General features: G+C 46.0%; 43 protein-coding genes and 1 pseudogene. 23 read left to right on the top strand and 21 right to left on the bottom strand.

The features are described 5' to 3' along the window. The first annotated feature begins 75 nt into the window (after positions 1-75). The 3 genes from FQZ95_RS03060 (at position 76) to FQZ95_RS03050 (ending at position 5081) form a co-directional block, all read left to right on the top strand. Positions 76-1128 carry a 4-oxalomesaconate tautomerase gene (locus FQZ95_RS03060; protein ID WP_160529870.1) on the top strand — a complete coding sequence of 351 codons (1053 nt, stop codon included), beginning with the start codon at positions 76-78 and terminating at the stop codon, positions 1126-1128. A gap of 75 nt (positions 1129-1203) precedes the next feature. Further along, on the top strand, positions 1204-2637 hold the full coding sequence (locus FQZ95_RS03055) for an anion permease (RefSeq protein ID WP_001036488.1): 1434 nt from the start codon (positions 1204-1206) through the stop codon (positions 2635-2637). A gap of 182 nt (positions 2638-2819) precedes the next feature. Further along, positions 2820-5081, top strand: a complete 2262-nt coding sequence (locus FQZ95_RS03050; protein WP_160529869.1) for a hydratase — start codon at positions 2820-2822, stop codon at positions 5079-5081. A 232-nt stretch (positions 5082-5313) separates the two neighbouring features. Here FQZ95_RS03050 and FQZ95_RS03045 read toward each other — a convergent pair whose 3' ends face one another. From FQZ95_RS03045 to FQZ95_RS03030, 4 genes are all read right to left on the bottom strand, one after another. Next, a complete protein-coding gene (locus FQZ95_RS03045) occupies positions 5314-6597 on the bottom strand; it encodes a putative acyl-CoA thioester hydrolase (protein ID WP_160529868.1) in 1284 nt (427 codons plus the stop codon). A gap of 134 nt (positions 6598-6731) precedes the next feature. Further along, on the bottom strand, positions 6732-7802 hold the full coding sequence (locus tag FQZ95_RS03040; protein WP_000533646.1) for a tyrosine-type recombinase/integrase: 1071 nt from the start codon (positions 7800-7802) through the stop codon (positions 6732-6734). After that, complete coding sequence (locus FQZ95_RS03035; RefSeq protein WP_001303849.1) at positions 7780-7998, bottom strand: excisionase; 219 nt, start codon at positions 7996-7998, stop codon at positions 7780-7782. The genes FQZ95_RS03040 and FQZ95_RS03035 overlap by 23 nt, the downstream gene beginning before the upstream one ends. Positions 7999-8037: 39 nt before the next feature. Continuing rightward, entirely contained in the window at positions 8038-8205 is a 168-nt protein-coding gene (locus tag FQZ95_RS03030; protein WP_000545745.1) for a hypothetical protein, read from the bottom strand. A gap of 242 nt (positions 8206-8447) precedes the next feature. On the opposite strand from FQZ95_RS03030, the gene FQZ95_RS03025 reads away from it, so the two are divergent. Next, positions 8448-9050, top strand: a complete 603-nt coding sequence (locus tag FQZ95_RS03025) for a hypothetical protein (protein ID WP_001348592.1) — start codon at positions 8448-8450, stop codon at positions 9048-9050. Positions 9051-9260: 210 nt separating this feature from the next. Here the strand turns inward: FQZ95_RS03025 and FQZ95_RS03020 are convergent, their stop codons facing one another. The 14 genes from FQZ95_RS03020 to FQZ95_RS02955 all read right to left on the bottom strand — a co-directional run bounded on the left by FQZ95_RS03020 (position 9261) and on the right by FQZ95_RS02955 (position 15550). Beyond that, positions 9261-9482: a TraR/DksA family transcriptional regulator gene (locus tag FQZ95_RS03020; RefSeq protein WP_000763367.1), complete on the bottom strand. Its 222-nt coding sequence runs from the start codon at positions 9480-9482 to the stop codon at positions 9261-9263. Positions 9483-9580: 98 nt separating this feature from the next. Next, complete coding sequence (locus FQZ95_RS03015) at positions 9581-9796, bottom strand: hypothetical protein (protein WP_000188870.1); 216 nt, start codon at positions 9794-9796, stop codon at positions 9581-9583. A 76-nt stretch (positions 9797-9872) separates the two neighbouring features. Continuing rightward, positions 9873-10064, bottom strand: a complete 192-nt coding sequence (locus FQZ95_RS03010) for a DUF1382 family protein (protein ID WP_000548531.1) — start codon at positions 10062-10064, stop codon at positions 9873-9875. Then, positions 10037-10219 carry a DUF1317 domain-containing protein gene (locus FQZ95_RS03005; RefSeq protein WP_000682318.1) on the bottom strand — a complete coding sequence of 61 codons (183 nt, stop codon included), beginning with the start codon at positions 10217-10219 and terminating at the stop codon, positions 10037-10039. The genes FQZ95_RS03010 and FQZ95_RS03005 overlap by 28 nt, the downstream gene beginning before the upstream one ends. Beyond that, positions 10216-10896, bottom strand: a complete 681-nt coding sequence (locus FQZ95_RS03000) for a lambda exonuclease family protein (RefSeq protein WP_000186792.1) — start codon at positions 10894-10896, stop codon at positions 10216-10218. Before FQZ95_RS03000 ends, FQZ95_RS03005 begins: the two co-directional genes overlap by 4 nt. Next, positions 10893-11678 (bottom strand): phage recombination protein Bet, encoded by a 786-nt coding sequence (gene bet, locus FQZ95_RS02995; protein ID WP_000100847.1) that lies wholly within the window; start codon positions 11676-11678, stop codon positions 10893-10895. Before bet ends, FQZ95_RS03000 begins: the two co-directional genes overlap by 4 nt. 5 nt (positions 11679-11683) lie before the next feature. Then, entirely contained in the window at positions 11684-11980 is a 297-nt protein-coding gene (locus FQZ95_RS02990) for a host-nuclease inhibitor Gam family protein (RefSeq protein ID WP_000995439.1), read from the bottom strand. Positions 11981-12055: 75 nt separating this feature from the next. Further along, positions 12056-12199 (bottom strand): host cell division inhibitory peptide Kil, encoded by a 144-nt coding sequence (kil, locus tag FQZ95_RS02985; RefSeq protein WP_000372923.1) that lies wholly within the window; start codon positions 12197-12199, stop codon positions 12056-12058. Then, positions 12168-12332 carry a protease FtsH-inhibitory lysogeny factor CIII gene (locus FQZ95_RS02980; RefSeq protein WP_001198860.1) on the bottom strand — a complete coding sequence of 55 codons (165 nt, stop codon included), beginning with the start codon at positions 12330-12332 and terminating at the stop codon, positions 12168-12170. The genes kil and FQZ95_RS02980 overlap by 32 nt, the downstream gene beginning before the upstream one ends. Positions 12333-12404: 72 nt before the next feature. Next, positions 12405-12773, bottom strand: coding sequence for a DUF2528 family protein (locus FQZ95_RS02975; RefSeq protein ID WP_001542699.1), 369 nt, complete (start codon positions 12771-12773; stop codon positions 12405-12407). Positions 12774-12961: 188 nt separating this feature from the next. Then, positions 12962-13831 carry a hypothetical protein gene (locus FQZ95_RS02970; protein ID WP_001383906.1) on the bottom strand — a complete coding sequence of 290 codons (870 nt, stop codon included), beginning with the start codon at positions 13829-13831 and terminating at the stop codon, positions 12962-12964. An 8-nt stretch (positions 13832-13839) separates the two neighbouring features. Next, the gene (locus tag FQZ95_RS26910; protein ID WP_000340004.1) at positions 13840-14163 is read right to left on the bottom strand and encodes an antitermination protein N; all 324 of its coding nucleotides are present in this window, start codon (positions 14161-14163) and stop codon (positions 13840-13842) included. 353 nt (positions 14164-14516) lie between these two features. Further along, positions 14517-14828 carry a hypothetical protein gene (locus FQZ95_RS02960; protein WP_001383907.1) on the bottom strand — a complete coding sequence of 104 codons (312 nt, stop codon included), beginning with the start codon at positions 14826-14828 and terminating at the stop codon, positions 14517-14519. A gap of 89 nt (positions 14829-14917) precedes the next feature. Continuing rightward, positions 14918-15550 (bottom strand): LexA family protein, encoded by a 633-nt coding sequence (locus FQZ95_RS02955; protein WP_000028392.1) that lies wholly within the window; start codon positions 15548-15550, stop codon positions 14918-14920. Between the two features lie 104 nt (positions 15551-15654). Between FQZ95_RS02955 and FQZ95_RS02950 the strand changes: the two genes are divergently transcribed. The 13 genes and pseudogenes from FQZ95_RS02950 (at position 15655) to FQZ95_RS02885 (ending at position 20924) form a co-directional block, all read left to right on the top strand. After that, the gene (locus FQZ95_RS02950; protein WP_001194218.1) at positions 15655-15870 is read left to right on the top strand and encodes a helix-turn-helix domain-containing protein; all 216 of its coding nucleotides are present in this window, start codon (positions 15655-15657) and stop codon (positions 15868-15870) included. A gap of 119 nt (positions 15871-15989) precedes the next feature. Then, positions 15990-16283 carry a lambda phage CII family protein gene (locus FQZ95_RS02945; protein ID WP_000251069.1) on the top strand — a complete coding sequence of 98 codons (294 nt, stop codon included), beginning with the start codon at positions 15990-15992 and terminating at the stop codon, positions 16281-16283. 32 nt (positions 16284-16315) lie between these two features. Then, positions 16316-17215: a replication protein gene (locus tag FQZ95_RS02940; protein ID WP_088541608.1), complete on the top strand. Its 900-nt coding sequence runs from the start codon at positions 16316-16318 to the stop codon at positions 17213-17215. Further along, positions 17212-17913: a replication protein P gene (locus FQZ95_RS02935; RefSeq protein WP_000788869.1), complete on the top strand. Its 702-nt coding sequence runs from the start codon at positions 17212-17214 to the stop codon at positions 17911-17913. The genes FQZ95_RS02940 and FQZ95_RS02935 overlap by 4 nt, the downstream gene beginning before the upstream one ends. Then, positions 17910-18200, top strand: a complete 291-nt coding sequence (locus tag FQZ95_RS02930) for a protein ren (RefSeq protein WP_000145931.1) — start codon at positions 17910-17912, stop codon at positions 18198-18200. The genes FQZ95_RS02935 and FQZ95_RS02930 overlap by 4 nt, the downstream gene beginning before the upstream one ends. A gap of 73 nt (positions 18201-18273) precedes the next feature. After that, positions 18274-18714 carry a recombination protein NinB gene (locus FQZ95_RS02925; RefSeq protein WP_000736903.1) on the top strand — a complete coding sequence of 147 codons (441 nt, stop codon included), beginning with the start codon at positions 18274-18276 and terminating at the stop codon, positions 18712-18714. Continuing rightward, on the top strand, positions 18711-19238 hold the full coding sequence (locus FQZ95_RS02920; RefSeq protein WP_000153280.1) for a phage N-6-adenine-methyltransferase: 528 nt from the start codon (positions 18711-18713) through the stop codon (positions 19236-19238). Before FQZ95_RS02925 ends, FQZ95_RS02920 begins: the two co-directional genes overlap by 4 nt. Then, the gene (locus tag FQZ95_RS02915; RefSeq protein ID WP_001254223.1) at positions 19235-19411 is read left to right on the top strand and encodes a NinE family protein; all 177 of its coding nucleotides are present in this window, start codon (positions 19235-19237) and stop codon (positions 19409-19411) included. Before FQZ95_RS02920 ends, FQZ95_RS02915 begins: the two co-directional genes overlap by 4 nt. Before the next feature lie 2 nt (positions 19412-19413). Further along, a complete protein-coding gene (locus tag FQZ95_RS02910; RefSeq protein ID WP_000386643.1) occupies positions 19414-19755 on the top strand; it encodes a phage protein NinX family protein in 342 nt (113 codons plus the stop codon). 120 nt (positions 19756-19875) lie between these two features. Then, a pseudogene (locus FQZ95_RS02900) lies at positions 19876-19965 on the top strand (DUF1364 domain-containing protein); the annotation flags it as partial. Continuing rightward, complete coding sequence (gene rusA / locus FQZ95_RS02895) at positions 19962-20324, top strand: crossover junction endodeoxyribonuclease RusA (protein WP_001540841.1); 363 nt, start codon at positions 19962-19964, stop codon at positions 20322-20324. The pseudogene FQZ95_RS02900 and the gene rusA, both read left to right, overlap by 4 nt. Continuing rightward, the gene (locus FQZ95_RS02890; protein WP_000971055.1) at positions 20321-20461 is read left to right on the top strand and encodes a YlcG family protein; all 141 of its coding nucleotides are present in this window, start codon (positions 20321-20323) and stop codon (positions 20459-20461) included. The genes rusA and FQZ95_RS02890 overlap by 4 nt, the downstream gene beginning before the upstream one ends. A gap of 85 nt (positions 20462-20546) precedes the next feature. Then, a complete protein-coding gene (locus tag FQZ95_RS02885; protein WP_001204777.1) occupies positions 20547-20924 on the top strand; it encodes an antiterminator Q family protein in 378 nt (125 codons plus the stop codon). Positions 20925-21079: 155 nt separating this feature from the next. Here FQZ95_RS02885 and FQZ95_RS02880 read toward each other — a convergent pair whose 3' ends face one another. Next, the gene (locus tag FQZ95_RS02880; RefSeq protein WP_000780581.1) at positions 21080-21604 is read right to left on the bottom strand and encodes a lipocalin family protein; all 525 of its coding nucleotides are present in this window, start codon (positions 21602-21604) and stop codon (positions 21080-21082) included. Positions 21605-21796: 192 nt separating this feature from the next. On the opposite strand from FQZ95_RS02880, the gene FQZ95_RS02875 reads away from it, so the two are divergent. The 6 genes from FQZ95_RS02875 (at position 21797) to FQZ95_RS02850 (ending at position 25343) form a co-directional block, all read left to right on the top strand. Next, positions 21797-22756, top strand: a complete 960-nt coding sequence (locus FQZ95_RS02875) for a YbgA family protein (RefSeq protein ID WP_000592546.1) — start codon at positions 21797-21799, stop codon at positions 22754-22756. Between the two features lie 351 nt (positions 22757-23107). Further along, positions 23108-23839, top strand: a complete 732-nt coding sequence (locus FQZ95_RS02870) for a helix-turn-helix domain-containing protein (protein ID WP_123001219.1) — start codon at positions 23108-23110, stop codon at positions 23837-23839. A 187-nt stretch (positions 23840-24026) separates the two neighbouring features. Next, entirely contained in the window at positions 24027-24242 is a 216-nt protein-coding gene (essD, locus tag FQZ95_RS02865) for a phage lysis protein EssD (RefSeq protein WP_000839582.1), read from the top strand. After that, positions 24242-24739, top strand: coding sequence for a lysozyme RrrD (gene rrrD, locus FQZ95_RS02860; protein ID WP_001135255.1), 498 nt, complete (start codon positions 24242-24244; stop codon positions 24737-24739). The genes essD and rrrD overlap by 1 nt, the downstream gene beginning before the upstream one ends. Beyond that, complete coding sequence (locus FQZ95_RS26065; RefSeq protein ID WP_000092273.1) at positions 24736-25203, top strand: lysis protein; 468 nt, start codon at positions 24736-24738, stop codon at positions 25201-25203. Before rrrD ends, FQZ95_RS26065 begins: the two co-directional genes overlap by 4 nt. Continuing rightward, positions 25191-25343, top strand: a complete 153-nt coding sequence (locus FQZ95_RS02850) for a hypothetical protein (protein WP_001139678.1) — start codon at positions 25191-25193, stop codon at positions 25341-25343. Before FQZ95_RS26065 ends, FQZ95_RS02850 begins: the two co-directional genes overlap by 13 nt. A 351-nt stretch (positions 25344-25694) precedes the next feature. Here the strand turns inward: FQZ95_RS02850 and FQZ95_RS02845 are convergent, their stop codons facing one another. Together FQZ95_RS02845 and FQZ95_RS02840 are read right to left on the bottom strand one after the other, a co-directional pair. Then, on the bottom strand, positions 25695-26105 hold the full coding sequence (locus FQZ95_RS02845; protein WP_000079508.1) for a DUF1398 domain-containing protein: 411 nt from the start codon (positions 26103-26105) through the stop codon (positions 25695-25697). Positions 26106-26161: 56 nt separating this feature from the next. Further along, positions 26162-26395, bottom strand: a complete 234-nt coding sequence (locus tag FQZ95_RS02840; RefSeq protein WP_000105084.1) for a YlcI/YnfO family protein — start codon at positions 26393-26395, stop codon at positions 26162-26164. Positions 26396-26808 lie beyond the last annotated feature (413 nt).

Below are 26808 nucleotides of genomic sequence, written 5' to 3'. Positions count from 1 at the left end.
AAAGTCATTAGAGATGCTTTGCCCTTAATGTAACCATATCGCAATAAGTTATGTTTTTAAATTGAGGGCATTATTATGAAAAAAATACCCTGCGTGATGATGCGAGGTGGAACCTCGAGGGGCGCGTTCCTGTTAGCGGAACATCTACCCGAAGATCAAACGCAGCGCGATAAAATATTGATGGCAATTATGGGTTCCGGTAACGATCTGGAAATTGACGGTATTGGCGGCGGTAATCCACTGACCAGTAAAGTCGCCATTATTAGCCGTTCCAGCGATCCGCGTGCTGACGTCGATTATCTGTTTGCTCAGGTTATCGTCCATGAGCAACGTGTCGACACTACACCTAACTGCGGCAATATGCTGTCTGGCGTTGGGGCATTCGCCATTGAAAATGGTTTGATTACAGCGACTTCGCCAGTTACCCGCGTACGTATCCGCAACGTTAATACTGGTACGTTCATCGAAGCTGATGTGCAAACGCCAAATGGTGTTGTCGAATATGAAGGTAGTGCCAGGATTGACGGCGTACCGGGTACTGCCGCACCAGTTGCGCTCACTTTCCTGAATGCCGCCGGAACAAAAACCGGAAAAGTTTTCCCGACTGATAATCAGATTGATTATTTTGACGATGTTCCAGTGACTTGTATCGATATGGCGATGCCAGTCGTCATTATTCCGGCTGATTATTTGGGAAAAACAGGCTATGAATTACCGGCGGAACTGGATGCCGACAAAACATTATTAGCCCGCATTGAATCTATCCGCCTACAAGCGGGTAAAGCAATGGGCTTAGGTGATGTCAGTAATATGGTTATCCCTAAGCCTGTGCTTATTTCTCCAGCACAGAAAGGCGGGGCAATTAATGTGCGTTATTTTATGCCGCACTCCTGCCATCGTGCGCTGGCGATAACCGGTGCTATTGCCATTTCCAGTAGCTGTGCATTGGAAGGCACCGTCACCCGACAAATCGTCCCTTCTGTAGGATACGGCAATATCAATATTGAACACCCCAGTGGTGCACTCGACGTTCATTTAAGTAATGAAGGTCAGGATGCCACGACGTTACGCGCATCTGTTATTCGGACAACCAGAAAAATATTTTCCGGTGAAGTTTATCTTCCCTGAAAAATTTTGTTGTCGTGATAAGGACAATCAATAAAGGACTTCTGTATGAGTCATACAGAAATAACAGGATTTTAAATGAATAAAAAATCGTTATGGAAGCTAATTCTGATATTAGCGATCCCATGTATTATTGGCTTTATGCCAGCTCCGGCAGGATTAAGCGAACTGGCGTGGGTGCTTTTTGGTATTTACCTGGCAGCAATCGTCGGGCTGGTTATCAAGCCTTTCCCGGAACCTGTCGTACTGTTAATTGCCGTTGCTGCCTCAATGGTGGTGGTCGGTAATTTATCCGATGGTGCATTTAAGACCACCGCCGTATTAAGCGGTTACTCTTCAGGTACCACCTGGCTGGTGTTCTCGGCGTTTACCTTAAGCGCCGCATTTGTGACCACAGGGTTAGGTAAACGTATTGCCTATTTATTGATTGGCAAAATTGGTAGCACTACCCTGGGGCTGGGTTACGTTACGGTATTCCTCGATCTGGTACTGGCTCCGGCAACACCGTCTAACACCGCGCGTGCGGGCGGCATTGTGTTACCGATCATCAACAGCGTGGCGGTGGCTTTGGGGTCAGAACCTGAAAAAAGCCCACGTCGTGTTGGACATTACCTGATGATGTCCATTTACATGGTCACTAAAACCACCAGCTATATGTTCTTTACTGCAATGGCGGGGAACATTCTGGCGCTGAAAATGATCAATGATATTCTGCACCTACAAATTAGTTGGGGTGGATGGGCGCTGGCTGCTGGATTGCCGGGCATCATTATGCTGCTGGTCACTCCGCTGGTGATTTACACCATGTATCCGCCAGAAATTAAGAAAGTGGATAACAAAACCATCGCCAAAGCGGGCCTTGCTGAGCTGGGGCCGATGAAAATCCGCGAAAAAATGCTGCTCGGTGTCTTCGTGCTGGCGCTGCTGGGCTGGATTTTCAGTAAAACGCTCGGGGTAGATGAATCCACTGTGGCAATCGTTGTTATGGCGACCATGCTGCTGCTGGGGATCGTTACCTGGGAAGACGTGGTGAAAAATAAAGGCGGCTGGAATACCTTAATCTGGTACGGCGGTATTATCGGCTTAAGCTCCTTATTATCGAAAGTTAAATTCTTCGAATGGTTAGCTGAAGTCTTTAAAAATAACCTGGCATTTGACGGCCATGGTAACGTAGCTTTCTTCGTTATTATTTTCCTTAGCATCATCGTGCGTTATTTCTTTGCTTCCGGTAGTGCCTATATCGTTGCCATGTTACCGGTATTTGCCATGCTGGCGAACGTCTCCGGCGCACCGTTAATGTTAACTGCGCTGGCGCTGCTTTTCTCCAACTCCTATGGCGGCATGGTTACTCACTATGGCGGTGCGGCAGGTCCGGTCATCTTCGGCGTAGGCTATAACGATATTAAATCCTGGTGGTTGGTCGGTGCGGTACTGACGATATTAACCTTCCTGGTACATATCACCCTCGGCGTGTGGTGGTGGAATATGCTGATCGGCTGGAACATGCTGTAAATATACTCGTCATACTTCAAGTTGCATGTGCTGCGTCTGCGTTCGCTCACCCCAGTCACTTACTTATGTAAGCTCCTGGGGATTCACTCGCTTGCCGCCTTCCTGCAACTCGAATTATTTAGAGTATATCCATTTATTATCTTTCTGCGCACTTAACGGTGCGCAGATATCTGGAGCATTTGATGATCAAGTTATCTGAAAAAGGCGTGTTTCTCGCCAGTAATAACGAAATAATTACCGAAGAACATTTCAGCGGCGAAATTAAAAAAGAAGAAGCCAAAAAAGGCACTATTGCCTGGTCTATTCTCTCTTCTCATAATACGTCCGGAAATATGGATAAACTTAAAATTAAGTTTGATTCATTAGCCTCTCACGATATTACCTTTGTTGGTATTGTACAGACCGCTAAAGCGTCCGGTATGGAACGTTTCCCGCTGCCGTATGTGCTGACCAACTGCCATAACTCACTCTGCGCCGTCGGCGGCACCATTAACGGTGATGACCATGTTTTTGGTTTATCGGCAGCGCAGCGTTATGGCGGTATTTTTGTGCCTCCACATATTGCGGTCATCCATCAATATATGCGTGAGATGATGGCAGGAGGCGGCAAAATGATCCTCGGGTCAGACAGCCACACCCGTTACGGTGCATTAGGGACAATGGCAGTCGGTGAGGGTGGCGGTGAGTTGGTAAAACAGCTGCTTAATGACACCTGGGATATCGACTATCCGGGAGTTGTTGCGGTGCATTTGACCGGAAAACCTGCGCCGTATGTGGGGCCGCAGGATGTGGCGCTGGCTATCATTGGTGCCGTGTTCAAAAACGGCTACGTCAAAAACAAAGTGATGGAATTCGTAGGTCCCGGTGTTGCTGCGCTCTCTACCGATTTCCGTAACAGCGTTGACGTTATGACCACTGAAACGACCTGTTTAAGTTCTGTCTGGCAAACTGATGAAGAAGTCCATAACTGGCTGGCGCTGCACGGTCGCGGCCAGGATTACTGCCAGCTTAACCCTCAACCGATGGCGTACTACGATGGCTGCATCAGCGTTGATTTAAGCGCCATCAACCCAATGATTGCGCTGCCGTTCCACCCAAGCAACGTGTATGAAATCGACACGCTGAACCAGAACCTGACCGACATTCTGCGTGAGATTGAAATTGAGTCCGAACGCGTGGCGCACGGTAAAGCCAAACTCTCGCTGCTGGATAAAGTGGAAAATGGTCGCCTGAAAGTGCAGCAGGGGATTATCGCGGGCTGTTCTGGCGGTAACTACGAAAACGTCATCGCGGCGGCGAATGCACTGCGCGGTCAATCCTGTGGCAATGACACCTTCTCGCTGGCGGTTTATCCGTCATCACAGCCGGTGTTTATGGATTTAGCCAAAAAAGGCGTGGTAGCAGATTTGATTGGCACAGGCGCAATCATCAGAACCGCGTTCTGCGGCCCATGCTTTGGCGCGGGCGACACGCCAATCAACAACGGTTTGAGTATTCGCCACACCACGCGTAACTTCCCGAATCGCGAAGGCTCTAAGCCAGCCAACGGTCAGATGTCAGCGGTGGCGTTGATGGATGCCCGTTCTATCGCTGCAACAGCCGCAAACGGTGGTTATTTAACCTCTGCAAGTGAATTGGACTGCTGGGACATCGTGCCGGAGTATGCCTTCGATGTCACGCCGTATAAAAATCGCGTCTATCAGGGCTTTGTGAAAGGGGCGACCCAGCAATCGCTGATCTACGGACCGAACATCAAAGACTGGCCGGAATTGGGGGCGCTGACTGACAATATCGTCCTCAAAGTGTGCTCGAAGATCCTCGACGAAGTGACCACCACCGACGAATTGATTCCTTCCGGTGAAACCTCTTCTTATCGTTCAAATCCGATTGGTTTGGCGGAGTTTACCCTGTCACGCCGTGATCCGGGCTATGTTGGCAGAAGTAAAGCGACTGCCGAGCTGGAAAATCAGCGTCTGGCGGGCAATGTCAGCGAGCTGACAGAGGTGTTTGCGCGCATTAAGCAGATTGCTGGTCAGGAGCATATTGATCCGCTGCAAACTGAAATTGGCAGCATGGTCTATGCGGTGAAACCAGGCGATGGGTCTGCGCGTGAGCAGGCGGCGAGCTGCCAGCGTGTGATTGGCGGTCTGGCGAATATTGCCGAGGAATACGCGACTAAACGCTACCGTTCTAACGTCATCAACTGGGGGATGTTACCGCTGCAAATGGCGGAAGCACCAACGTTTGAAGTGGGGGATTACATTTACATCCCTAGCATTAAAGCGGCGCTGGATAATCCGGGGACGACGTTTAAAGGTTATGTGATCCATGAAGATGCGCCGGTAACAGAGATTACGCTCTATATGGAAAGTCTGACTGCTGAAGAGCGCGAGATTATCAAGGCGGGTAGTTTGATTAACTTCAATAAAAACCGTCAGATGTAAAAAGCGCCATGTGAATGTAGGTCGCATCCGGCACTTATTGTCGGATGCGATGCTGACGCATCTTATCCGACCTACAAATCGCATCGAACTGTAGGCCGGATAAGGCGTTTACGCCGCATCCGGCACTTATTGTCGGATGCGATGCTGACGTATCTTATCTGACCTACGAATCGCTTCGAACTGTAGGCCGGATAAGGCGTTTACGCCGCATCCGGCAAAAAGTTAATCGCTTTTACTTCTTCGCCTCTGCAACCACTTTGCTACCCACGCCGCGGTTATTGTATTCCCACATGCGGTTGTAGTTAGTGTCATTCAGATTACGCTGTACTTCGTCGTTATCATCAACGTTGCCAGTATTACCCGCAAACGGACGATTGGAAATCACCGCATCGGCCCACGGTTTAGCCGTGTTAAAACCTTCGTTGATGGCGCTATCACGGATCACCACCTGACCGTTGGTATTGGCATCAACATCCAGCGAGCGGCCCAGTTGCGCCACGCCATCACCGGAAGCATTGAAGCGGCTGTTTACGGCGAGGAAACCGTAATAGATGTTAGACAGCGTAGCCGGTGCAAACACATACGCTTCTTGCTGAGTACGTGAGTTCACCACGCGGAATTCGGTATTATCGAACACCACTGCGCCGCGACCAGAAACGATATCCACATCCCCTTCAATGTAACTGTTGGTCACCAGAGTACGCGGCTGACGGTTGGTTTCCAGACGGTTTTGCACACCACTGTTGGTGACAAAGAATGTATTCTGACGACCGAGAATGTTGACGTTATTGATCTGCACTTTGTCGCCATCAGTACGCAGTGCCACCGCCGGATGGTTACCCGCATCTACGCTATCACCCAGCGTGTTTTCGATGGTCAGGTTTTGCAGTTGCAGGCCATTGTTTTGTGACCAGAAGACCGCAGAGCAGAGAACGCCGATACTGTCGCTGCGTTTGCTCTGGCAGCTATCGTACATATACCACGCTGGTTTACCAGGCATATATTTGCCGCGCGGGTTGACGTCGTGACGCCAGTCGGCAGGGCTCATGCCCCCATCAAGGGAAAGCCCAATCTTCACATCAATCGGTTTTTCACCTGTACCGTACAGAGTAATTCCACCCGGAGCGGCAGGGACATACACCGTTCCCTGATATTCACCAGGCATCACGGCAATATACTGGCGCTTGTTGGTGCGCTTGATAATTGCCGCATCTACCGCCGCCTGAATCGTGGTATGCGTTACACCCGGAGTACCCGCCGGGCCGACAACAAAGTCAGGTTGCGCAGCCAGGGTAATCGGGGAAGGATTCCACGCTGCCGCACCTGGTGTCAGGGATGCAAAATAGTGTTGAGCATCGAAATTCTGCGCTTCTTTTGCCGACAGAATCGGGCGAGAAGAGGTACCAGGCGCGGTTTGATCAGAAGGACGTTGATCGGGCGGTGTTGAGCTACAGGCGGTCAGCGTCACGCCAAAAGCCAATGCCAGCGCCAGACGGGAAACTGAAAATGTGTTCACAGGTTGCTCCGGGCTATGAAATAGAAAAATGAATCCGTTGAAGCCTGCTTTTTTATACTAAGTTGGCATTATAAAAAAGCATTGCTTATCAATTTGTTGCAACGAACAGGTCACTATCAGTCAAAATAAAATCATTATTTGATTTCAATTTTGTCCCACTCCCTGCCTCTGTCATCACGATACTGTGATGCCATGGTGTCCGACTTATGCCCGAGAAGATGTTGAGCAAACTTATCGCTTATCTGCTTCTCATAGAGTCTTGCAGACAAACTGCGCAACTCGTGAAAGGTAGGCGGATCCCCTTCGAAGGAAAGACCTGATGCTTTTCGTGCGCGCATAAAATACCTTGATACTGTGCCGGATGAAAGCGGTTCGCGACGAGTAGATGCAATTATGGTTTCTCCGCCAAGAATCTCTTTGCATTTATCAAGTGTTTCCTTCATTGATATTCCGAGAGCATCAACATGCAATACTGTTGGGATGGCAATTTTTACGCCTGTTTTGCTTTGCTCGACATAAAGATATCCATCTACGATATCAGACCACTTCATTTCGCATAAATCACCAACTCGTTGCCCGGTAACAACAGCCAGTTCCATTGCAAGTCTGAGCCAACATGGTGATGATTCTGCTGCTTGATAAATTTTCAGGTATTCGTCAGCCGTAAGTCTTGATCTCCTTACCTCTGATTTTGCTGCGCGAGTGGCAGCGACAGGGTTTGTTGTTATATGGCCTTCAGCTATTGCCTCTCGGAATGCATCGCTCAGTGTTGATCTGATTAACTTGGCTGACGCCGCCTTGCCCTCGTCTATGTATCCATTGAGCATTGCCGCAATTTCTTTTGTGGTGATGTCTTCAAGTGGAGCATCAGGCAGACCCCTCCTTATTGCTTTAATTTTGCTCATGTAATTTATGAGTGTCTTCTGCTTGATTCCTCTGCTGGCCAGGATTTTTTCGTAGCGATCAAGCCATGAATGTAACGTAACGGAATTATCACTGTTGATTCTCGCTGTCAGAGGCTTGTGTTTGTGTCCTGAAAATAACTCAATGTTGGCCTGTATGGCTTCAGTGATTGCGATTCGCCTGTCTCTGCCTAATCCAAACTCTTTACCCGTCCTTGGGTCCCTGTAGCAGTAATATCCATTGTTTCTTATATAAAGGTTAGGGGGTAAATCCCGGCGCTCATGACTTCGCCTTCTTCCCATTTCTGATCCTCTTCAAAAGGCTACCTGTTACTGGTCGATTTAAGTCAACCTTTACCGCTGATTCGTGGAACAGATACTCTCTTCCATCCTTAACCGGAGGAGGGAATATCCTGCACTCGCGTACCCATCGACGAACTGTTTCAAGGCTTCTTGGGCGTCGCTGGCGTGCGTTCCACTCCTGAAGTGTCAAGTACATCGCAAAGTCTCCGCAATTACACGCAAGAAAAAACCGCCATCAGGCGGCTTGGTGTTCTTTCAGTTCTTCAATTCGAATATTGGTTACGTCTGCATGTGCTATCTGCGCCCACAGCATCCAGTGGTCATAGCAGTCGCTGATGTTCTCGGCTTCGATAACTCTGTTGAATGGTTCTCCATTCCATTCACCTGTGACTCGGAAGTGCATTTATCATCTCCATAAAACAAAACCCGCCGTAGCGAGTTCAGATAAAAGAAATCCTCGTCAGTGCGAGGATGCTGTTCATTGCTGCTATACACTTTTTTGCTCTCAACGTAAGCGGTAGCCCATTCTGTTGGGTTGGTGCAGTTGCTTTTAGGAAATGCTATTTACCCCTTAAATGTCGGCTGAAAGAGCTAAAATCCATGCAAAAAATTTACGCAATTTTGTGTATTATTGTGCAGTAAGTAATGAGCTATTTTCTGCGCAAAAAATGGATGGTAAATTTGTCCGGGTCAGGAAAAATTTTATGGGCGCTAAACATGAAAAAAGATTCGTATCCTTATTTGATTTGCATGACAGTTTCAGGGCTGATCTTTATTTTCCTTTTCTTCTGGTGGCGGGCAGATATCTACAGGGTCACGTTTCTTAATCAGAGTATATCCCACTATTACATTCTGTTTAGCATGGGAATAGCTTTTCTGTTATCTCTGTTTTGGGTTAAGAAGGGGATAGTAAAACAAAGAGGCTGGAAGAGTCTGTCAGCATACCTTAAGGTTTATGCAGGGATGTGCATATTTGCAGGATTTTTTCTGATTATACCCCTTACGACACTAACTTATTTTTTGCCTGGAGAGACATCGTCTTATGTTGCACCGTATCGGTATACTTCCGGTAGTTCAAAAAGTTGTTCTGGAGCTGAGGTGGATGACCCCGATCTACATGAGAATATTCGCATTTGCTATCCGTATGGCAATTATGAGTACGATAATATTATCTATGTTGAAAAGAAAATTAATATATTAGGTGCGGTAGTGACATATGCACAGACCGCGCGTGATGATACTGAATGATATAGTATATAGCGGGCAAGTTTTAGTTAATTTATCGAGGTAATATAATTTACCTCGACTCGTTTGTTCTGGTATTAATATTTCGCTTTACGACCGATTTTTATCTGATGATATCATGCGGTTTTCATATACTGACTTACTGTCTTTTCTCCGTTAGCGATTTTCTCCTGCTCAGCGATGATTTTATCTTTGGCTTCTAGTTAATTTCGCTCACTTCGAACCTCTCTGTTTACTGATAAGCTCCAGATCCTCCTGGCAACTTGCACAAGTCCGACAACCCTGAACGACCAGGCGTCTTCGTTCATCTATCGGATCGCCACACTCACAACAATGAGTGGCAGATATAGCCTGGTGGTTCAGGCGGCGCATTTTTATTGCTGTGTTGCGCTGTAATTCTTCAATTTCTGATGCTGAATCAATGATGTCTGCCATCTTCCATTAATCCCTGAATTGTTGGTTAATACGCTTGAGGGTGAATGCGAATAATAAAAAAGGAGCCTGTAGCTCCCTGATGATTTTGCTTTTCATGTTCATCGTTCCTTAAAGACGCCGTTTAACATGCCGATTGCCAGGCTTAAATGAGTCGGTGTGAATCCCATCAGCGTTACCGTTTCGCGGTGCTTCTTCAGTACGCTACGGCAAATGTCATCGACGTTTTTATCCGGAAACTGCTGTCTGGCTTTTTTGATTTCAGAATTAGCCTGACGGGCAATGCTGCGAAGGGCGTTTTCCTGCTGAGGTGTCATTGAACAAGTCCCATGTCGGCAAGCATAAGCACACAGAATATGAAGCCCGCTGCCAGAAAAATGCATTCCGTGGTTGTCATACCTGGTCTCTCTCATCTGCTTCTGCTTTCGCCACCATCATTTCCAGCTTTTGTGAAAGGGATGCGGCTAACGTATGAAATTCTTCGTCTGTTTCTACTGGTATTGGCACAAACCTGACTCCAATTTGAGCGAGGCTATGTGCCATCTCGATACTCGTTCTTAACTCAACGGGAGATGCTTTGTGCATACAGCTCCCCGTTTATTATTTATCTCCTCAGCCAGCCGCTGTGCTTTCAGGGGATTTCGGATAACAGAAAGGCCGGGAAATACCCAGCCTCGCTTCGTAACGGAGTAGACGAAAGTGATCGTGCCTACGCGGATATTATCGTGAGGATGTTTCATCGCCATTGCTCCCCAAATACAAAACCAATTTCAGCCAGTGCCTCGTCCATTTTTTCGATGAACTCCGGCACCATCTCGTCAAAACTCGCCATGTAATTTTCATCCCGCTCAACCACGACATAATGCAGGCCTTCACGCTTCATTCGTGGGTCATAGTTGGCAAAGTACCAGGCATCTTTTCGCGTCACCCACATGCTGTACTGCACCTGGGCCATGTAAGCTGACTTTATGGCCTCGAAACCACCGAGCCGGAATTTCATGAAATCCCGGGAGGTAAACGGGCATTTCAGTTCAAGGCCGTTGCCGTCACTGCATAAACCATCGGGAGAGCAGGCGGTGCGCATACTTTCGTCGCGATAGATGATCGGGGATTCAGTAACATTCACGCCGGAAGTAAACTCAAACAGGGCTCTGGCGTCGTTCTCGTACTGTTTTCCCCAGGCCAGCGCCTTAGCATTAACTTCCGGAGCCACACCGGTGCAAACCTCAGCCAGCAGGGTGTGGAAGTAGGACATTTTCATGTCAGGCCACTTCTTTCCTGAGCGGGGCTTTGCTATCACGTTGTGAACTTCTGAAGCGGTGATGACGCCGAGCCGTAATTTGTGCCATGCATCATCCCCCTGTTCGACAGCTCTCACGTCGATCCCGGTACGCTGCAGGATAATGTCCGGTGTCATGCTGCCACCTTCTGCTCAGTGGCTTTCTGTTTCAGGAATCCAAGAGCTTTCACTGCTTCGGCCTGTGTCAGTTCTGACGATGCGCGAATGTCGCGGCGAAATATCTGGGAACAGAGCGGCAATAAGTCGTCATCCCATGTTTTATCCAGGGCGATCAGCAGAGTGTTAATCTCCTGCATGGTTTCATCGTTAACCGGAGTGATGTCGCGTTCCGGCTGACGTTCTGCAGTGTATGCAGTATTTTCGACAATGCGCTCGGCTTCATCCTTGTCATAGATACCAGCAAATCCGAAGGCCAGACGGGCACACTGAATCATGGCTTTATGCCGTAACATCCGTTTGGGATGCGACTGCCACGGCCCCGTAATTTCTCTGCCTTCGCGAGTTTTGAATGGTTCGCGGCGGCATTCATCCATCCATTCGGTAACGCAGATCGGATGATTACGGTCCTTGCGGTAAATCCGGCATGTACAGGATTCATTGTCCTGCTCAAAGTCCATGCCATCAAACTGCTGGTTTTCATTGATGATGCGGGACCAGCCATCAACGCCCACCACCGGAACGATGCCGTTCTGCTTATCAGGGAAGGCGTAAATTTCTTTCGTCCACGGATTAAGGCCGTACTGGTTGGCGACGATCAACAATGCGATGAACTGCGCATCGCTGGCATCGCCTTTAAATGCTGTCTGGCGAAGAGTGGTGATCAGTTCCTGTGGGTCGACAGAATCCATGCCGACACGTTCAGCCAGCTTCCCGGCCAGCGTTGCGAGTGCTGTACTCATCCGTTTTATACCTCTGAATCAATATCAACCTGGTGGTGAGCAATGGTTTCAACCATGTACCGGATGTGTTCTGCCATGCGCTCCTGAAACTCAACATCGTCATCAAACGCACGGGTAATGGCTTTTTTGCTGGCCCCGTGGCGTTGCAAATGATCGATGCATAGCGATTCAAACAGGTGCTGGGGCAGGCCTTTTTCCATGTCGTCTGCCAGTTCTGCCTCTTTCTCTTCACGGGCGATCTGCTGGTAGTGACGCGCCCAGCTCTGAGCCTCAAGACGATCCTGAATGTAATAAGCGTTCATGGCTGAACTCCTGAAAATGGCTGTGAAAATATCGCCCGCGAAATGCCAGGCTGATTAGGAAAACAGGAAAGAGGATTAGTGAATGCTTTTGCTTGATCTCAGTTTCAGTATTAATATCCATTTTTTATAAGCGTCGACGGCCTCACGAAACATCTTTTCATCGCCAATAAAAGTGGCGATAGTGAATTTAGTCTGGATAGCCATAATTGTTTGATCCATTTTTTGGGACTCCTGGCTGATTAAGTATGTCGATAAGGCGTTTCCATCCGTCACGTAATTTACGGGTGATTCGTTCAAGTAAAGATTCGGAAGGGCAGCCAGCAACAGGCCACCCTGCAATGGCATATTGCATGGTGTGCTCCTTATTTATACATAACGAAAAACGCCTCGAGTGAAGCGTAATTGGTATGCGGTAACGCCGCGCTCAGGCGGCTTTGACAGTCATATCATCTGGATCAAATATTCCTGATGTATCGATATCGGTAATTCTTATTCCTTCGCTACCATCCATTGGAGGCCATCCTTCCTGACCACTTCCATCATTCCAGTCGAACTCACACACAACACCATATGCATTTAAGTCGCTTGAAATTGCTATAAGCAGAGCATGTTGCGCCAGCATGATTAATACAGCATTTAATACAGAGCCGTGTTTATTGAGTCGGTATTCAGAGTCTGACCAGAAATTATTAATCTGGTGAAGTTTTTCCTCTGTCATTACGTCATGGTCGATTTCAATTTCTATTGATGCTTTCCAGTCGTAATCAATGATGTATTTTTTGATGTTTGACATCTATTCATATCCTCATAGATAAAAAATCTCCCTCACACTGGAGGGCAAAGAAGATTTCCAATAATCAGAACAAGTCGGCTCCTGTTTAGTTACGAGCGACATTGCTCCGTGTATTCACTCGTTGGAATGAATACACAGTGCAGTGTTTATTCTGTTGTTTGCGTGAAAATGAAACCCGCCTGAGCGGGTTATGACCACTTTTTGTTTGGATTTCGTTGGTGAGCGTGGTTTACAGGATTATTTGATATACCCCATAACTCTGACTCGCTTATCTCTACACGAGAGAAAGACCTGCTTTCTTTCAGTTCTTTTATAAACCTAGAACCTACGATGACATCTATTGTCCCAGAAAGTTCTTGTAAAAGATCTTTGTTTTTTCTGAGGAAGAAAACATCTTCTTTATATTTAATTTTTACATAGAATTTATTCTGTATTTTTAATATATCAAAGCATGGCAGATATCTATATCCCTCATGCTTTCGCCACTGCTTAACAATTATAACATCTCTTTCATTTACTGCATTAATCAGCCCAAGACCAAGTATAGGTATGAATATTCTATTGTCTGCCGAAAGCGTACAATTATTACCACCAGGCAAATATGTATAAATCATGTCGGAATTTTTATACGCATCAACGAATGCACGTAAGAATCGTACATATTTTTGCCATCCGTTTATACCAAATTTACCATATAAGTATTCTTTATTTGTTAGAAGAAAACTATTTGTATCAGGAGCCTTATCTACAGACCTGTCGATAAGATCTCCAACTACGTTTACAAAGTCAAAGACAGAGTTTAATAAGAACAATTGTCTTTCAGTCGGGCGAATTTCAATTATGTAGCCTGGATGAAGACGATATTGCATCTGCTTACGAAGTATGCTGAACGCTTGGGTCCGGGCATCTGAAAGCAACTTCCTGTCGCCATCGCCGTGAGCATTGTTTCTAATAAAACTGATATAATTTGCTAATTTTTCAGCCTCTTTTTTGTGTTTTTTTCGCTCTGATGCTGAGTCTATTGGTTTTGGTATGGACTTGTAATCAATTTTCTTCATTACGTACCTCATGCCAATGGAATGGATTTCCCTTTAACCTTTTGTCTTCCTTGACAAGTTATACCGAACTCACTTGGCTTGCTATACCAAACTCGATGATTCTTGCGCTCAATACGTTGCAGGTTGCTTTCAATCTGTTCGTGGTATTCAGCCAGCACCGTAAGGTCTATCGGATTCAGTGCGCTTTCTACTCGTGATTTCGGTTTGCGATTCAGCGAGAGAATAGGGCGGTTAACTGGTTTTGCGCTTACCCCAACCAACAGGGGATTTGCTGCTTTCCATTGAGCCTGTTTCTCTGCGCGACGTTCGCGGCGGCGTGTTTGTGCATCCATCTGGATTCTCTTGTCAGTTAGCTTTGGTGGTGTGTGTGAGTCGTAGTCCTGAACGAAAACACCCCACGATTGGCTCATTTGCAGCTAATCCGGATTCGCACTTCCGGCCAATGCTTCGTTTCGTATCACACACCCCAAAGCCTTCTGCTTTGAACGCTGCCCTTCTTCAGGGCTTAATTTTTAAGAGCATCACCTTCAATGGTGGTCAGTGCGTCCTGCTGATGGCTTAAAATTACAAGAAAGATTGTATGTTGTAAGCAAGAAATATTGTAAAAAAGGGGCATGAAAAACAAACTCCATTGTTTTTAAACGGAAAATAGTTTGTTTTTTGGTTATCGAGATTGAGGTGGGGATTACTGGTTGCAGGTTCCGACTACATCACCAACAAAGGATTTGGTTGATGTAAGTTGTTGCATACCTGGGATGTTCATTACTTTGGAGTAAAGAGCTTTTTTGTTTGTAGTGATTGACCAGGTTTCAACGGTTATTCCTCCTCCAGACTGGTATTCTCCTACCATAGTGTTCGATGACAAAGCAGTGTATTTCATCTCTGGATAGACGCCAGAAACTGATTCATAAACTGATGATTTATCGCCATTTATTGTTACGTGGAAAACGGAATCTTCCGTGCTGTCTTTTGTAAACTCGTAACGATCGCCATTCATTGCCCCGTACCCGTGCAGGTTTGTGACAATCCAGCATTCAGAATTGGCGCTGGTAGTTAAGAGTATTGAGAGTAGCGCCGCAATCCTGATCATACGAATTTTACCCTCGCTTCCACGACAACACCGATAATCTTGCAGTTCCCGTTGATAGGAGTCATAGGCCATGAAGGATTCAGGCCTTTCAGGTACTTCTGCCCGCCATCTATAACCAGTTTCTTGAATGTTGCTTCGTTCGCGTCAGTCAGTTTGGCTACAACAAGGCTTCCATTCACTGGCTCGCGTCCAGTATCTACTAACACCATATGACCTTCAGGGATGCTTTGACCTACAGGTGAGGTCATGGAATCACCTTCAACCTTCAGCCAGAATCCATCGCCTAATAAGTTAACGTCACTGTCATACCATTCATCAATGTCCTTGATATCGTAGGGTTCACAAGCTTCACACCACGAACCAGCTCTAACCATGCTAATCAATGGATATTTCCCTTTGGGCTCAACGTGCCCAACAAATCTAACATTCGAATCAGAGGTGCCATTGAGCAGCCAGTCAACACTTACGCCAAGAGCTGACGCAAGTTCTGGTAAAAAGCGTGGTCGCTTAGTTTTACCGTTTTCGAGCTGCTCTATAGACTGCTGGGTAGTCCCCACCTTTTGAGCAAGTTCAGCTTGGTTAAGTCCAAGCTGAATTCTTTTGCTTTTTACCCTGGAAGAAATACTCATAAGCCACCTCTGTTATTTACCCCCCAATCTTCACAAGAAAAACTGTATTTGACAAACAAGATACATTGTATGAAAATACAAGAAAGTTTGTTGATGGAGGCGATATGCAAACTCTTTCTGAACGCCTCAAGAAGAGGCGAATTGCGTTAAAAATGACGCAAACCGAACTGGCAACCAAAGCCGGTGTTAAACAGCAATCAATTCAACTGATTGAAGCTGGAGTAACCAAGCGACCGCGCTTCTTGTTTGAGATTGCTATGGCGCTTAACTGTGATCCGGTTTGGTTACAGTACGGAACTAAACGCGGTAAAGCCGCTTAAGACATTCCCGCTCTTACACATCCCAGCCCTGAAAAAGGGCATCAAATTAAACCACACCTATGGTGTATGCATTTATTTGCATACATTCAATCAATTGTTATCTAAGGAAATACTTACATATGGTTCGTGCAAACAAACGCAACGAGGCTCTACGAATCGAGAGTGCGTTGCTTAACAAAATCGCAATGCTTGGAACTGAGAAGACAGCGGAAGCTGTGGGCGTTGATAAGTCGCAGATCAGCAGGTGGAAGAGGGACTGGATTCCAAAGTTCTCAATGCTGCTTGCTGTTCTTGAATGGGGGGTCGTTGACGACGACATGGCTCGATTGGCGCGACAAGTTGCTGCGATTCTCACCAATAAAAAACGCCCGGCGGCAACCGAGCGTTCTGAACAAATCCAGATGGAGTTCTGAGGTCATTACTGGATCTATCAACAGGAGTCATTATGACAAATACAGCAAAAATACTCAACTTCGGCAGAGGTAACTTTGCCGGACAGGAGCGTAATGTGGCAGATCTCGATGATGGTTACGCCAGACTATCAAATATGCTGCTTGAGGCTTATTCGGGCGCAGATCTGACCAAGCGACAGTTTAAAGTGCTGCTTGCCATTCTGCGTAAAACCTATGGGTGGAATAAACCAATGGACAGAATCACCGATTCTCAACTTAGCGAGATTACAAAGTTACCTGTCAAACGGTGCAATGAAGCCAAGTTAGAACTCGTCAGAATGAATATTATCAAGCAGCAAGGCGGCATGTTTGGACCAAACAAAAACATCTCAGAATGGTGCATCCCTCAAAACGAGGGAAAATCCCCTAAAACGAGGGATAAAACATCCCTCAAATTGGGGGATTGCTATCCCTCAAAACAGGGGGACACAAAAGACACTATTACAAAAGAAAAAAGAAAAGATTATTCGTCCGAGAATTCTGGCGAATCCTCTGACCAGCCAGAAAACGATCTTTCTGTGGTTAAACCGGATGCTGCAATTCAGAGCGGCTGTAAGTGGGGAACAGCAGAAGACCTGACCGCCGCAGAGTGGATGTTTGACATGGTGAAGACCATCGCGCCATCAGCCAGAAAACCGAATTTTGCTGGGTGGGCTAACGATATCCGCCTGATGCGTGAACGTGACGGACGTAACCACCGCGATATGTGTGTGCTTTTCCGCTGGGCCTGCCAGGACAACTTCTGGTCCGGTAACGTGCTGAGTCCGGCCAAACTCCGCGACAAGTGGACCCAGCTCGAAATCAACCGTAACAAGCAACAGGCTGGCGTGACAGCCGGAAAACCAAAACTCGACCTGACAAACACTGACTGGATTTACGGGGTGGATCTATGAAAAACATCGCCGCACAGATGGTTAACTTTGACCGTGAGCAGATGCGTCGGATCGCCAACAACATGCCGGAACAGTACGACGAAAAGCCACAGGTACAGCAGGTAGCGCAGATCATCAACGGTGTGTTCAGCCAGTTACTGGCAACTTTCCCGGCGAGTCTGGCTAACCGTGACCAGAACGAACTGAACGAAATCCGCCGCCAGTGGGTTCTGGCTTTCCGGGAAAACGGGATCACCACAATGGAACAGGTTAACGCAGGAATGCGCGTAGCCCGTCGGCAGAATCGACCATTTCTGCCATCACCCGGGCAGTTTGTTGCATGGTGCCGGGAAGAAGCATCCGTTATCGCCGGACTGCCAAACGTCAGCGAGCTGGTTGATATGGTTTACGAGTATTGCCGGAAGCGAGGCCTGTATCCGGATGCGGAGTCTTATCCGTGGAAATCAAACGCGCACTACTGGCTGGTTACCAACCTGTATCAGAACATGCGGGCCAATGCGCTTACTGATGCGGAATTACGGCGCAAGGCTGCCGATGAACTGACCTGTATGACAGCGCGAATTAACCGTGGTGAGACGATACCTGAACCAGTAAAACAACTTCCTGTTATGGGCGGTAGACCTCTAAATCGTGCACAGGCTCTGGCGAAGATCGCAGAAATTAAAGCTAAGTTCGGACTGAAAGGAGCAAGTGTATGACGGGCAAAGAGGCAATTATTCATTACCTGGGGACGCATAATAGCTTCTGTGCGCCGGACGTTGCCGCGCTAACAGGCGCAACAGTAACCAGCATAAATCAGGCCGCGGCTAAAATGGCACGGGCAGGTCTTCTGGTTATCGAAGGTAAGGTCTGGCGAACGGTGTATTACCGGTTTGCTACCAGGGAAGAACGGGAAGGAAAGATGAGCACGAACCTGATTTTTAAGGAGTGTCGCCAGAGTGCCGCGATGAAACGGGTATTGGCGGTATATGGAGTTAAAAGATGACCATCTACATTACTGAGCTAATAACAGGCCTGCTGGTAATCGCAGGCCTTTTTATTTGGGGGAGAGGGAAGTCATGAAAAAACTAACCTTTGAAATTCGATCTCCAGCACATCAGCAAAACGCTATTCACGCAGTACAGCAAATCCTTCCAGACCCAACCAAACCAATCGTAGTAACCATTCAGGAACGCAACCGCAGCTTAGACCAAAACAGGAAGCTATGGGCCTGCTTAGGTGACGTCTCTCGTCAGGTTGAATGGCATGGTCGCTGGCTGGATGCAGAAAGCTGGAAGTGTGTGTTTACCGCAGCATTAAAGCAGCAGGATGTTGTTCCTAACCTTGCCGGGAATGGCTTTGTGGTAATAGGCCAGTCAACCAGCAGGATGCGTGTAGGCGAATTTGCGGAGCTATTAGAGCTTATACAGGCATTCGGCACAGAGCGTGGCGTTAAGTGGTCAGACGAAGCGAGACTGGCTCTGGAGTGGAAAGCGAGATGGGGAGATCGGGCTGCATGACTATCAAATCAAATACGCCAGCACACGACAAGGACTGCTGGCAAACGCCGCTTTGGCTTTTTGATGCACTGGATATTGAGTTTGGATTCTGGCTGGATTCGGCAGCGAGCGACAAAAATGCTCTGTGTGCTCACTGGCTAACTGAGGCCGACGACGCGCTCAATTCTGAGTGGGTAAGCCACGGTGCAATCTGGAATAACCCACCGTACAGCAATATCAGGCCGTGGGTGGAAAAAGCTGCTGAGCAGTGCATACAACAGCGACAGACGGTAGTTATGCTTGTGCCAGAGGATATGTCAGTCGGATGGTTCAGCAAGGCTCTGGAGAGTGTCGACGAAGTTCGCATTATCACTGATGGACGGATTAATTTTATCGAACCATCGACAGGGCTGGAGAAGAAGGGAAACAGCAAAGGCTCCATGCTGCTGATTTGGCGACCGTTCATCAGTCCTCGACGGATGTTTACTACCGTATCCAAAGCGGCATTGATGGCGATCGGGCAGGGTGTCAGGAGGGCGGCATGAGGCGACAGCGACGAAGTTTCACCGACATCATCTGCGAAAACTGCAAATACCTTCCAACGAAACGCTCCAGAAATAAACGCAAGCCAATCCCAAAAGAATCTGACGTAAAAACCTTCAATTACACAGCTCACCTGTGGGATATCCGGTGGCTAAGATATCGTGCGAGGAAATGACAATGGATTATTCACAGTTAAGTGATTTTGAAATTAACAGAATGGTAGGAGACATAATTTTTAAAGGCCTTTGGGCAAGTAAACCGGAAACATCAGGGAATAACACCAACAAATGGTATTACGGAAATGCTGATACAACTTTTGAGCCATTAAATCATTTGCCTGACTACTGCAATGATCCGAGCGCTTCATGGCCGATTATTGAGAAATACAGGATTTCTATCTTAGACCAGTTAACTGAATGGTGTGTGGATGCAAAAGGCGTAAGCCCAATATTTGATACCAGACCTCTCCGCGCCGCCATGATTGTCTTTCTCCTGATGCAGGAGGCCAATAATGCTTAGCCCATCTCAATCCCTTCAATACCTGAAAGGAAGCATAGAGCGGGCTTCAATGTGCACAGAGTGGATTCTATCTAGGTTTAGCGCATACAGAAGATTGCCGGTAAAGGGCATGCCAAGCAAGTCGATGCTGCATATGCAAAAGAATGCGCGCTGGAAGGTATGGCGAGAACACAGGTTATCTGGCTGAAAGAGGGGGTTATTAAGGCGTGAATACCTACAGCATCACATTACCCTGGCCTCCGAGCAATAATCGCTATTACCGCCATAATCGCGGGCGCACGCACGTCAGCGCAGAGGGGCAGGCATACCGCGATAACGTCGCCCGAATCATTAAAAACGCAATGCTGGATATCGGCCTGACTATGCCTGTGAAAATCCGCATTGAGTGCCACATGCCGGATCGCCGTCGCCGTGACCTGGATAATCTGCAAAAAGCCGCTTTTGACGCACTCACTAAAGCAGGTTTCTGGCTGGATGATGCTCAGGTCGTTGATTACCGCGTTGTGAAGATGCCTGTTACCAAAGGTGGGAGGCTGGAACTGACCATCACCGAAATGGGGAATGAATGATGTTTGAGTTTAATATGGCAGAACTTCTTCGCCACCGCTGGGGGCGTCTGCGCTTATATCGTTTCCCCGGTTCTGTTTTGACCGATTACCGAATACTGAAGAATTACGCCAAAACACTGACAGGAGCAGGAGTATGAAGTCAGAGATAACAATCAACTAATACTGTTTTGTTGATTTTTGCTTGTAATTGGCGTTCTGGTCTGAGTTTTGTGGAGTAAGTTGATGCGTGATATTCAGATGGTTCTTGAGCGTTGGGGAGCGTGGGCGGCTAATAATCATGAAGATGTGACCTGGTCGTCCATTGCCGCCGGTTTTAAGGGATTAATTCCTTCAAAAGTAAAATCTCGCCCACAATGTTGTGACGATGACGCGATGATCATTTGCGGGTGCATGGCCCGTCTGAAAAAGAACAACAGCGATTTGCATGATTTATTGGTGGACTATTATGTCGGCGGCATGACTTTTATGGCGCTTGCACGTAAGCATGGGCGATCTGATTGTTGGGTTGGCAGGATGCTTCAGAAAGCTGAGGGCGTAGTGGAGGGTATGCTGATGGTGTTGGATCTCCGATTGGAGATGGATGCTGATTGTTCGAAATAATTAAAGGAAAAGTTGCTGTCTGATTGTCATTAGTCTAACATTTTAAATGTTGGAATCGCAACGTAGTTATTATCATATAACAGCTTGTTTCCTGATTTAGCCAGCCTCCCCAAAGGCTGGTTTTTTTCTAATAAGTATTATTTCGGGTAGGGATTTTATTGTTTAACCCATAATAATTCATTGACATTGAATCCCAACTTTTGAGCGGTTCGCACATAGTCTGCTTTTACTTTATCTGGAATAGTTGGGGTCCTTGCCAGAATCCATAGGTATTCTCTGTTCGGACCACTGACAAGAGCATACTTATACTCATCATCCAGTTTGATTACATTATAGCCACCATAGAAGGGGCCAAAAAACGAAACCTTCAATGCTGCAGTTTTAGTATCTCCAGTAAAGTATGCTTTACCTTCGCTCTCGCTCCATTTATTTTTCGTTGGATCGTATCCACGGTTAAGTACACGAATCCCTCCGTCGTTCCGTTTTCCATAAGTAGCGCTGACCTGTTCCAGACCACGTTCGAACCGGTTCTCGAGGCGAGCTATTTCATACCATTTTCCGAGGTAGCGGTTGGCGTCAAAATTTGTAATCGGCTGCACACCTTTAGGTGGTGTCGGGGCCTTACATGCTATAAGAGTGAAAGAGAGTGCAATGCCAGTCAACACAGGCCATAACTTCATAATAAATCCTGTACTTTTGATAGTTGAGAGTAAGTATGAAAAATAGATGATTACGACCGATCACTTAAAGAACTTTCATACTATATTAGGAATAGTCCATAACAGAAAAATTGTCAGTGATGACGCCAGAAAGGCAATTTATTCCGTGCACTACACAGTTTATGTGTTAATGAATTAGTCAAGGGGGAGAATATGATAAAAAAACCTGTGATTGGAATCAGCGGTTGTTTGGCCGGTTCTGCTGTTCGTTTTGATGGTGGTCACAAAAGAGCTGACTTTTTAATGGACAAATTAGTGGAATGGGTAACATTCAGACCAGTATGTCCGGAAATGGCTATAGGGCTGCCAGTTCCGCGTCCTGCTCTACGTCTTGTGCGCTCGACGCAAGGAAATATACGGATGTGTTTCAGCCACGACCAGAATGAGGATGTGACAGAGAGAATGACAGAGTTTAGTCGTTCTTATATGGACAAATTAAAGGATGTATCGGGGTTTGTGGTTTGTGCTAAATCTCCCAGCTGTGGCATGGAGCGCGTGCGTGTCTATGATGAAAATGGTAATCGAGGTCGTAAAGATGGAGTGGGACTATTTACGAGCACTTTGATGGAAAAGTTTTCCTGGCTACCGGTTGAAGAGGATGGGCGATTACATGATCCAGTGCTTCGTGAGAATTTTGTTGAAAGAGTTTTTGCTTTGCATGAGCTCAATCACCTTTACAAGGAGAAATTATCAAGAAGAGAGTTATTAGCTTTTCATAGTCGTTATAAGCTTCAGTTGTTGGCGCATAGTCAGGCAGGCTATAAAGATATGGGACCATTTGTGGCTGCAATACACGAGTGGGCGGACCTTGAATCATACTTTGAGGTGTATCGTGATAAGCTGATGGCGATTCTCAGAAAACCTGCATCACGTAAAAATCACACGAATGTGCTGATGCATATACAGGGGTATTTTAGTAACTACTTAAGTACACGCCAGCGTAAAGAGTTGAGCGAGGTTATACTTAACTATCGTTCTGGCACATTACCTCTTCTTGCGCCGTTGACTCTGCTGAAGCATTATCTGGGTGAGTATCCTAATGATTACTTGCTTACACAGAATTACTTCGATCCCTATCCGGACGAACTGGCTCTAAGACTGATGGTAAATTAATTGTATGCGATATCATCCAAAAGGATGAGTTCCTGCATGCAGGATATTTACAATCGTAAAAACTACACTATGATACCCAGAGTGTCAGTTTGTATAAAAACTCTGTTTACGCTGAAGAAACAATTGAGATGCAACTTAAAGTTGGTAAACATGCCAGTCAAAATATATAATATTATGATTCCACGCAGCTATATATAATATAACGGATTGGTTTAATAATTTGTCTTTGTGAGTTAAATACATAATTTTATACTTGTGATGCAATGAAATTTTCCTTATTGTTGAACTGGCGAATATTGATTTTCCACCTATACTTACCTGGTGTAACCCCAATGATATCAGGTGGATAATATGCCATACATATGTTCTATCATTTTGGTGTTGAACTCGTTTGATGTCCGAATTGGTAAAGAAGATATTTTGTTTAAAAAAGGAAGTGCTGTTCTCATTGATTACAATTTAAAAGATTTTTTTTCATCAAATATAGATCATGTAATGATCGTAGATGTTGAAGAGAAAACAGTTAATGATTTCTTTAAAAGCAACACACTTTCACCTTTTTCTGTAAGAAGGTTTTATCCGGCATACTTGATGGTGGAATGTGAAGATTTTTCATTGTTAAAGAACTTGATTGCATGCTTGAATTGTGATGGCAGAACTGTGGATTTTGTTAGAAATCAAATATCACTTGCATGTCTTGCTATCTTATCTTCAGAGAAAATAGTGCAAAGTTTTTTATTTGGATGTCTTAATAGTTTAGGAAGTAAAGTTAAGGCTATTGTTCACACGGATATATCTGCAGCATGGAGACTTTGTGATATATCTTCAAGACTGTATCTGAGTGAAAGTCTGTTAAAAAGAAAATTAAAGCACGAAGGCTTATCATTTAGTAAGTTAATTCTTGAAGAGCGAATGGTGATGGCGGAAAGGTTATTAAGCTACAATTTATATTCTGTTGGAAAAGTTGCTGAGATATGCGGTTATGAAAACACGTCATATTTTGTAAGTGTTTTCAGAAGGTATTTTGGTGTTCCTCCCCATCAATATTCATCAAGATTTTTTTTAGAAAAAGACATGATGTAACGTGATGCGTTTTAATGATTTTGTAATTTTCGTATTTGATAATTGTATGATGCTTTCAGCTACGCCAGAATAATCGCGGCGTTTTTCTTTTTGAATAGATGTTCAAGCCTTACGCTAATGTAACTTCTATACCTTTCCTCTTCGTTCCGAACCGTGTACACCATCCGTTATTTGCGGAGGTGAGGCTATGAAATCCATGGATAAGTTAACAACGGGCATTGCCTACGGCACCTCCGCAGGCAGTGCTGGCTACTGGTTTTTACAGCTGCTCGATAAAGTCACGCCCTCACAGTGGGCAGCAATAGGTGTGCTGGGTAGCTTGGTATTTGGCCTGCTGACGTACCTGACAAACCTTTATTTCAAGATTAAAGAAGATAAGCGCAAGGCTGCGAGAGGTGAATAATGCCTCCATCATTACGAAAAGCCGTTGCTGCTGCTATTGGTGGCGGAGCAATTGCTATAGCATCAGTGTTAATCACTGGCCCAAGTGGTAACGATGGTCTGGAAGGTGTGAGACATAATCCTTACAAAGACATAGTTGGTGTATGGACTGTATGTTACGGGCATACAGGAAAAGACATCATTCCCGGTAAAACGTATACCGAAGCAGAGTGCAAAGCCCTCCTGAATAAAGACCTTGCCACTGTCGCCAGACAAATTAACCGGTACATCAAAGTCGATATACCGGAAACAACGCGCGGCGCTCTTTACTCGTTCGTCTACAACGTGGGTGCTGGCAATTTCAGAACATCGACGCTTCTTCGCAAAATAAACCAGGGCGATATCAAGGGCGCATGTGACCAGCTACGTCGCTGGGCATACGCTGGCGGTAAGCAATGGAAAGGCCTGATGACTCGTCGTGAGATTGAGCGTGAGGTCTGTTTGTGGGGGCAACAATGAGCAGGGTAACCGCGATTATCTCCGCTCTGGTTATCTGCATCATCGTCTGCCTGTCATGGGCTGTTAATCATTACCGTGATAATGCAATCGCCTACAAAGAACAGCGCGATAACAAGGCCAGTGAACTGGAGAAGGCGAACGCCACCATTACTGACATGCAGCAGCGCCAGCGTGATGCTGATGCACTCGATGATAAATACACGAAGGAGTTAGCTGATGCGAAAGCTGAAAATGATGCTCTTCGGCGCAAGCTTGATAATGGTGGTCGGGTGCTCGTCAAAGGAAAATGCCCTGTGCCATCCTCAGCCGAAACCTCCAGCGCCTCCGGCATGGGCAATGATGCCACCGTCGAACTCTCTCCAGTTGCTGGACGAAACGTTCTCGGTATCCGGGACGGAATTATCCGCGACCAAACAGCACTGAGAACGCTTCAGGAATACATCAGGACGCAATGCCTTCGATGATAGCGATAATTTTACTCATCATCCTTCACATCTGGCTCTGTAGACAGGGTGGTGCTCACTTCTGGAGTGAATCCAGATTAAACATCTCATTGCTGATGCTTGATATTGAGCATTTTGCGCGCGGTAAGGGGCTGCGTTGAGATAAGAGCCAGTCATTACAAATACCAGGATTTAGCCTCGCATTCGCGGGGCTTTTTATTGCCATTACAAAAGCCACTTCCTACAGAGTGGCTTTGATAATGGTTTATACCCTACACGGGATAACTTAACTGATATCCCTTTTAAAGGATAAAGGTATTCAAGCCTGACACATCATGCGCTGTATCGTCGCCGTATTCCCGTATTAACAGAGACCGTAGCCCGACGGGGAACTCCTTCTGCGCGAGTGTGCGGGAATAATCAAAAACGATGCACACCGGGGTTACCGGGTACACATATTTCATCATGCCAGCGAGTCCGGTTCTGGCACGGAAGAAACCGGACGTTATGATTTAGTGCGGAAATATTTGTGTAGTGTTCTGAATGTTCTCAGTAAAGAGTAATGAATTATCAAAGGTATAGTAATACCTTTTGTTTTCGTGGATATTTGTAATCCATCTGAAAACCCCTGCTGTAGCAAGATTTTTCCTGTATTCGTAAAATGATAACTCTCCTGATTTGAATCCTTTTAAGGTGGCTTCTATAAGGCATTTATTTTTTGAAAATCTTACATTTACAACCTTACCCTGTCCTTTTATTAAAACCGTATTATCGTTTTCAAGAACAAGATGAATATTCTCTGTAGCTAAATAGTAAATGTAATGTGAGACATTGTGACGTTTTAGTTCAGAATAAAACCAGTGATAGTTTAAATTATTTCGCACTTTATCGAATATTTGTTTAAAAATGGCAACCTGAGCCATTGTAGTACCTTCCATGTGATATGAGGGGCGTAGTCTGCACGATTATCTAAATTGCTTCAATCTGGTCTGATCTGTTTTCTGAGCAATTCAGTAATGTCACTCTTTTCTTTGTTTGCTTCAGGAGAAACTCTTTTTTCTGAGCACAGTCTCCGGCGGCAGGCTTCAATGACCCAGGCTGAGAAATTCCCGGACCCTTTTTGATCAAGAGCGATGTTAATTTGTTCAATCATTTGGTTAGGAAAGCGGATGTTGCGGATTGTTGTTCTGCGGGTTCTGTTCTTCGTTGACATGAGGTTGTCCCGTATTTAGTGTCGCTGATTTGTATTGTCTGAAGTTGTTTTTACGTTAAGTTGATGCAGATCAATTAATATGATACCTGCGTCATAATTGATTATTTGACGTGGTTTGATGGCGTAGATGCACGTTGTGACATGCAGATGATAATTATTATCATTTTGCGGGTCCTTTCCGGCGATCCGACAGGTTACGGGGCGGCGACCTCGCGGGTTTTCGCTATTTATGAAAATTTTCCGGTTTAAGGCGTTTCCGTTCTTCTTCGTCATAACTTAATGTTTTTATTTAAAATACCCTCTGAAAAGAAAGGAAGCGACAGGTGCTGAAAGCGAGCTTTTTGGCCTCTGTCGTTTCCTTTCTCTGTTTTTGTCCGTGGAATGAACAATGGAAGTCAACAAAAAGCAGCTGG

The organism is Escherichia sp. HH41S, assembly GCF_009820115.1.
Taxonomy (GTDB): Bacteria; Pseudomonadota; Gammaproteobacteria; order Enterobacterales; family Enterobacteriaceae; genus Escherichia; species Escherichia coli_F.
This window is presented reverse-complemented; position numbering and strand designations above follow the sequence as displayed.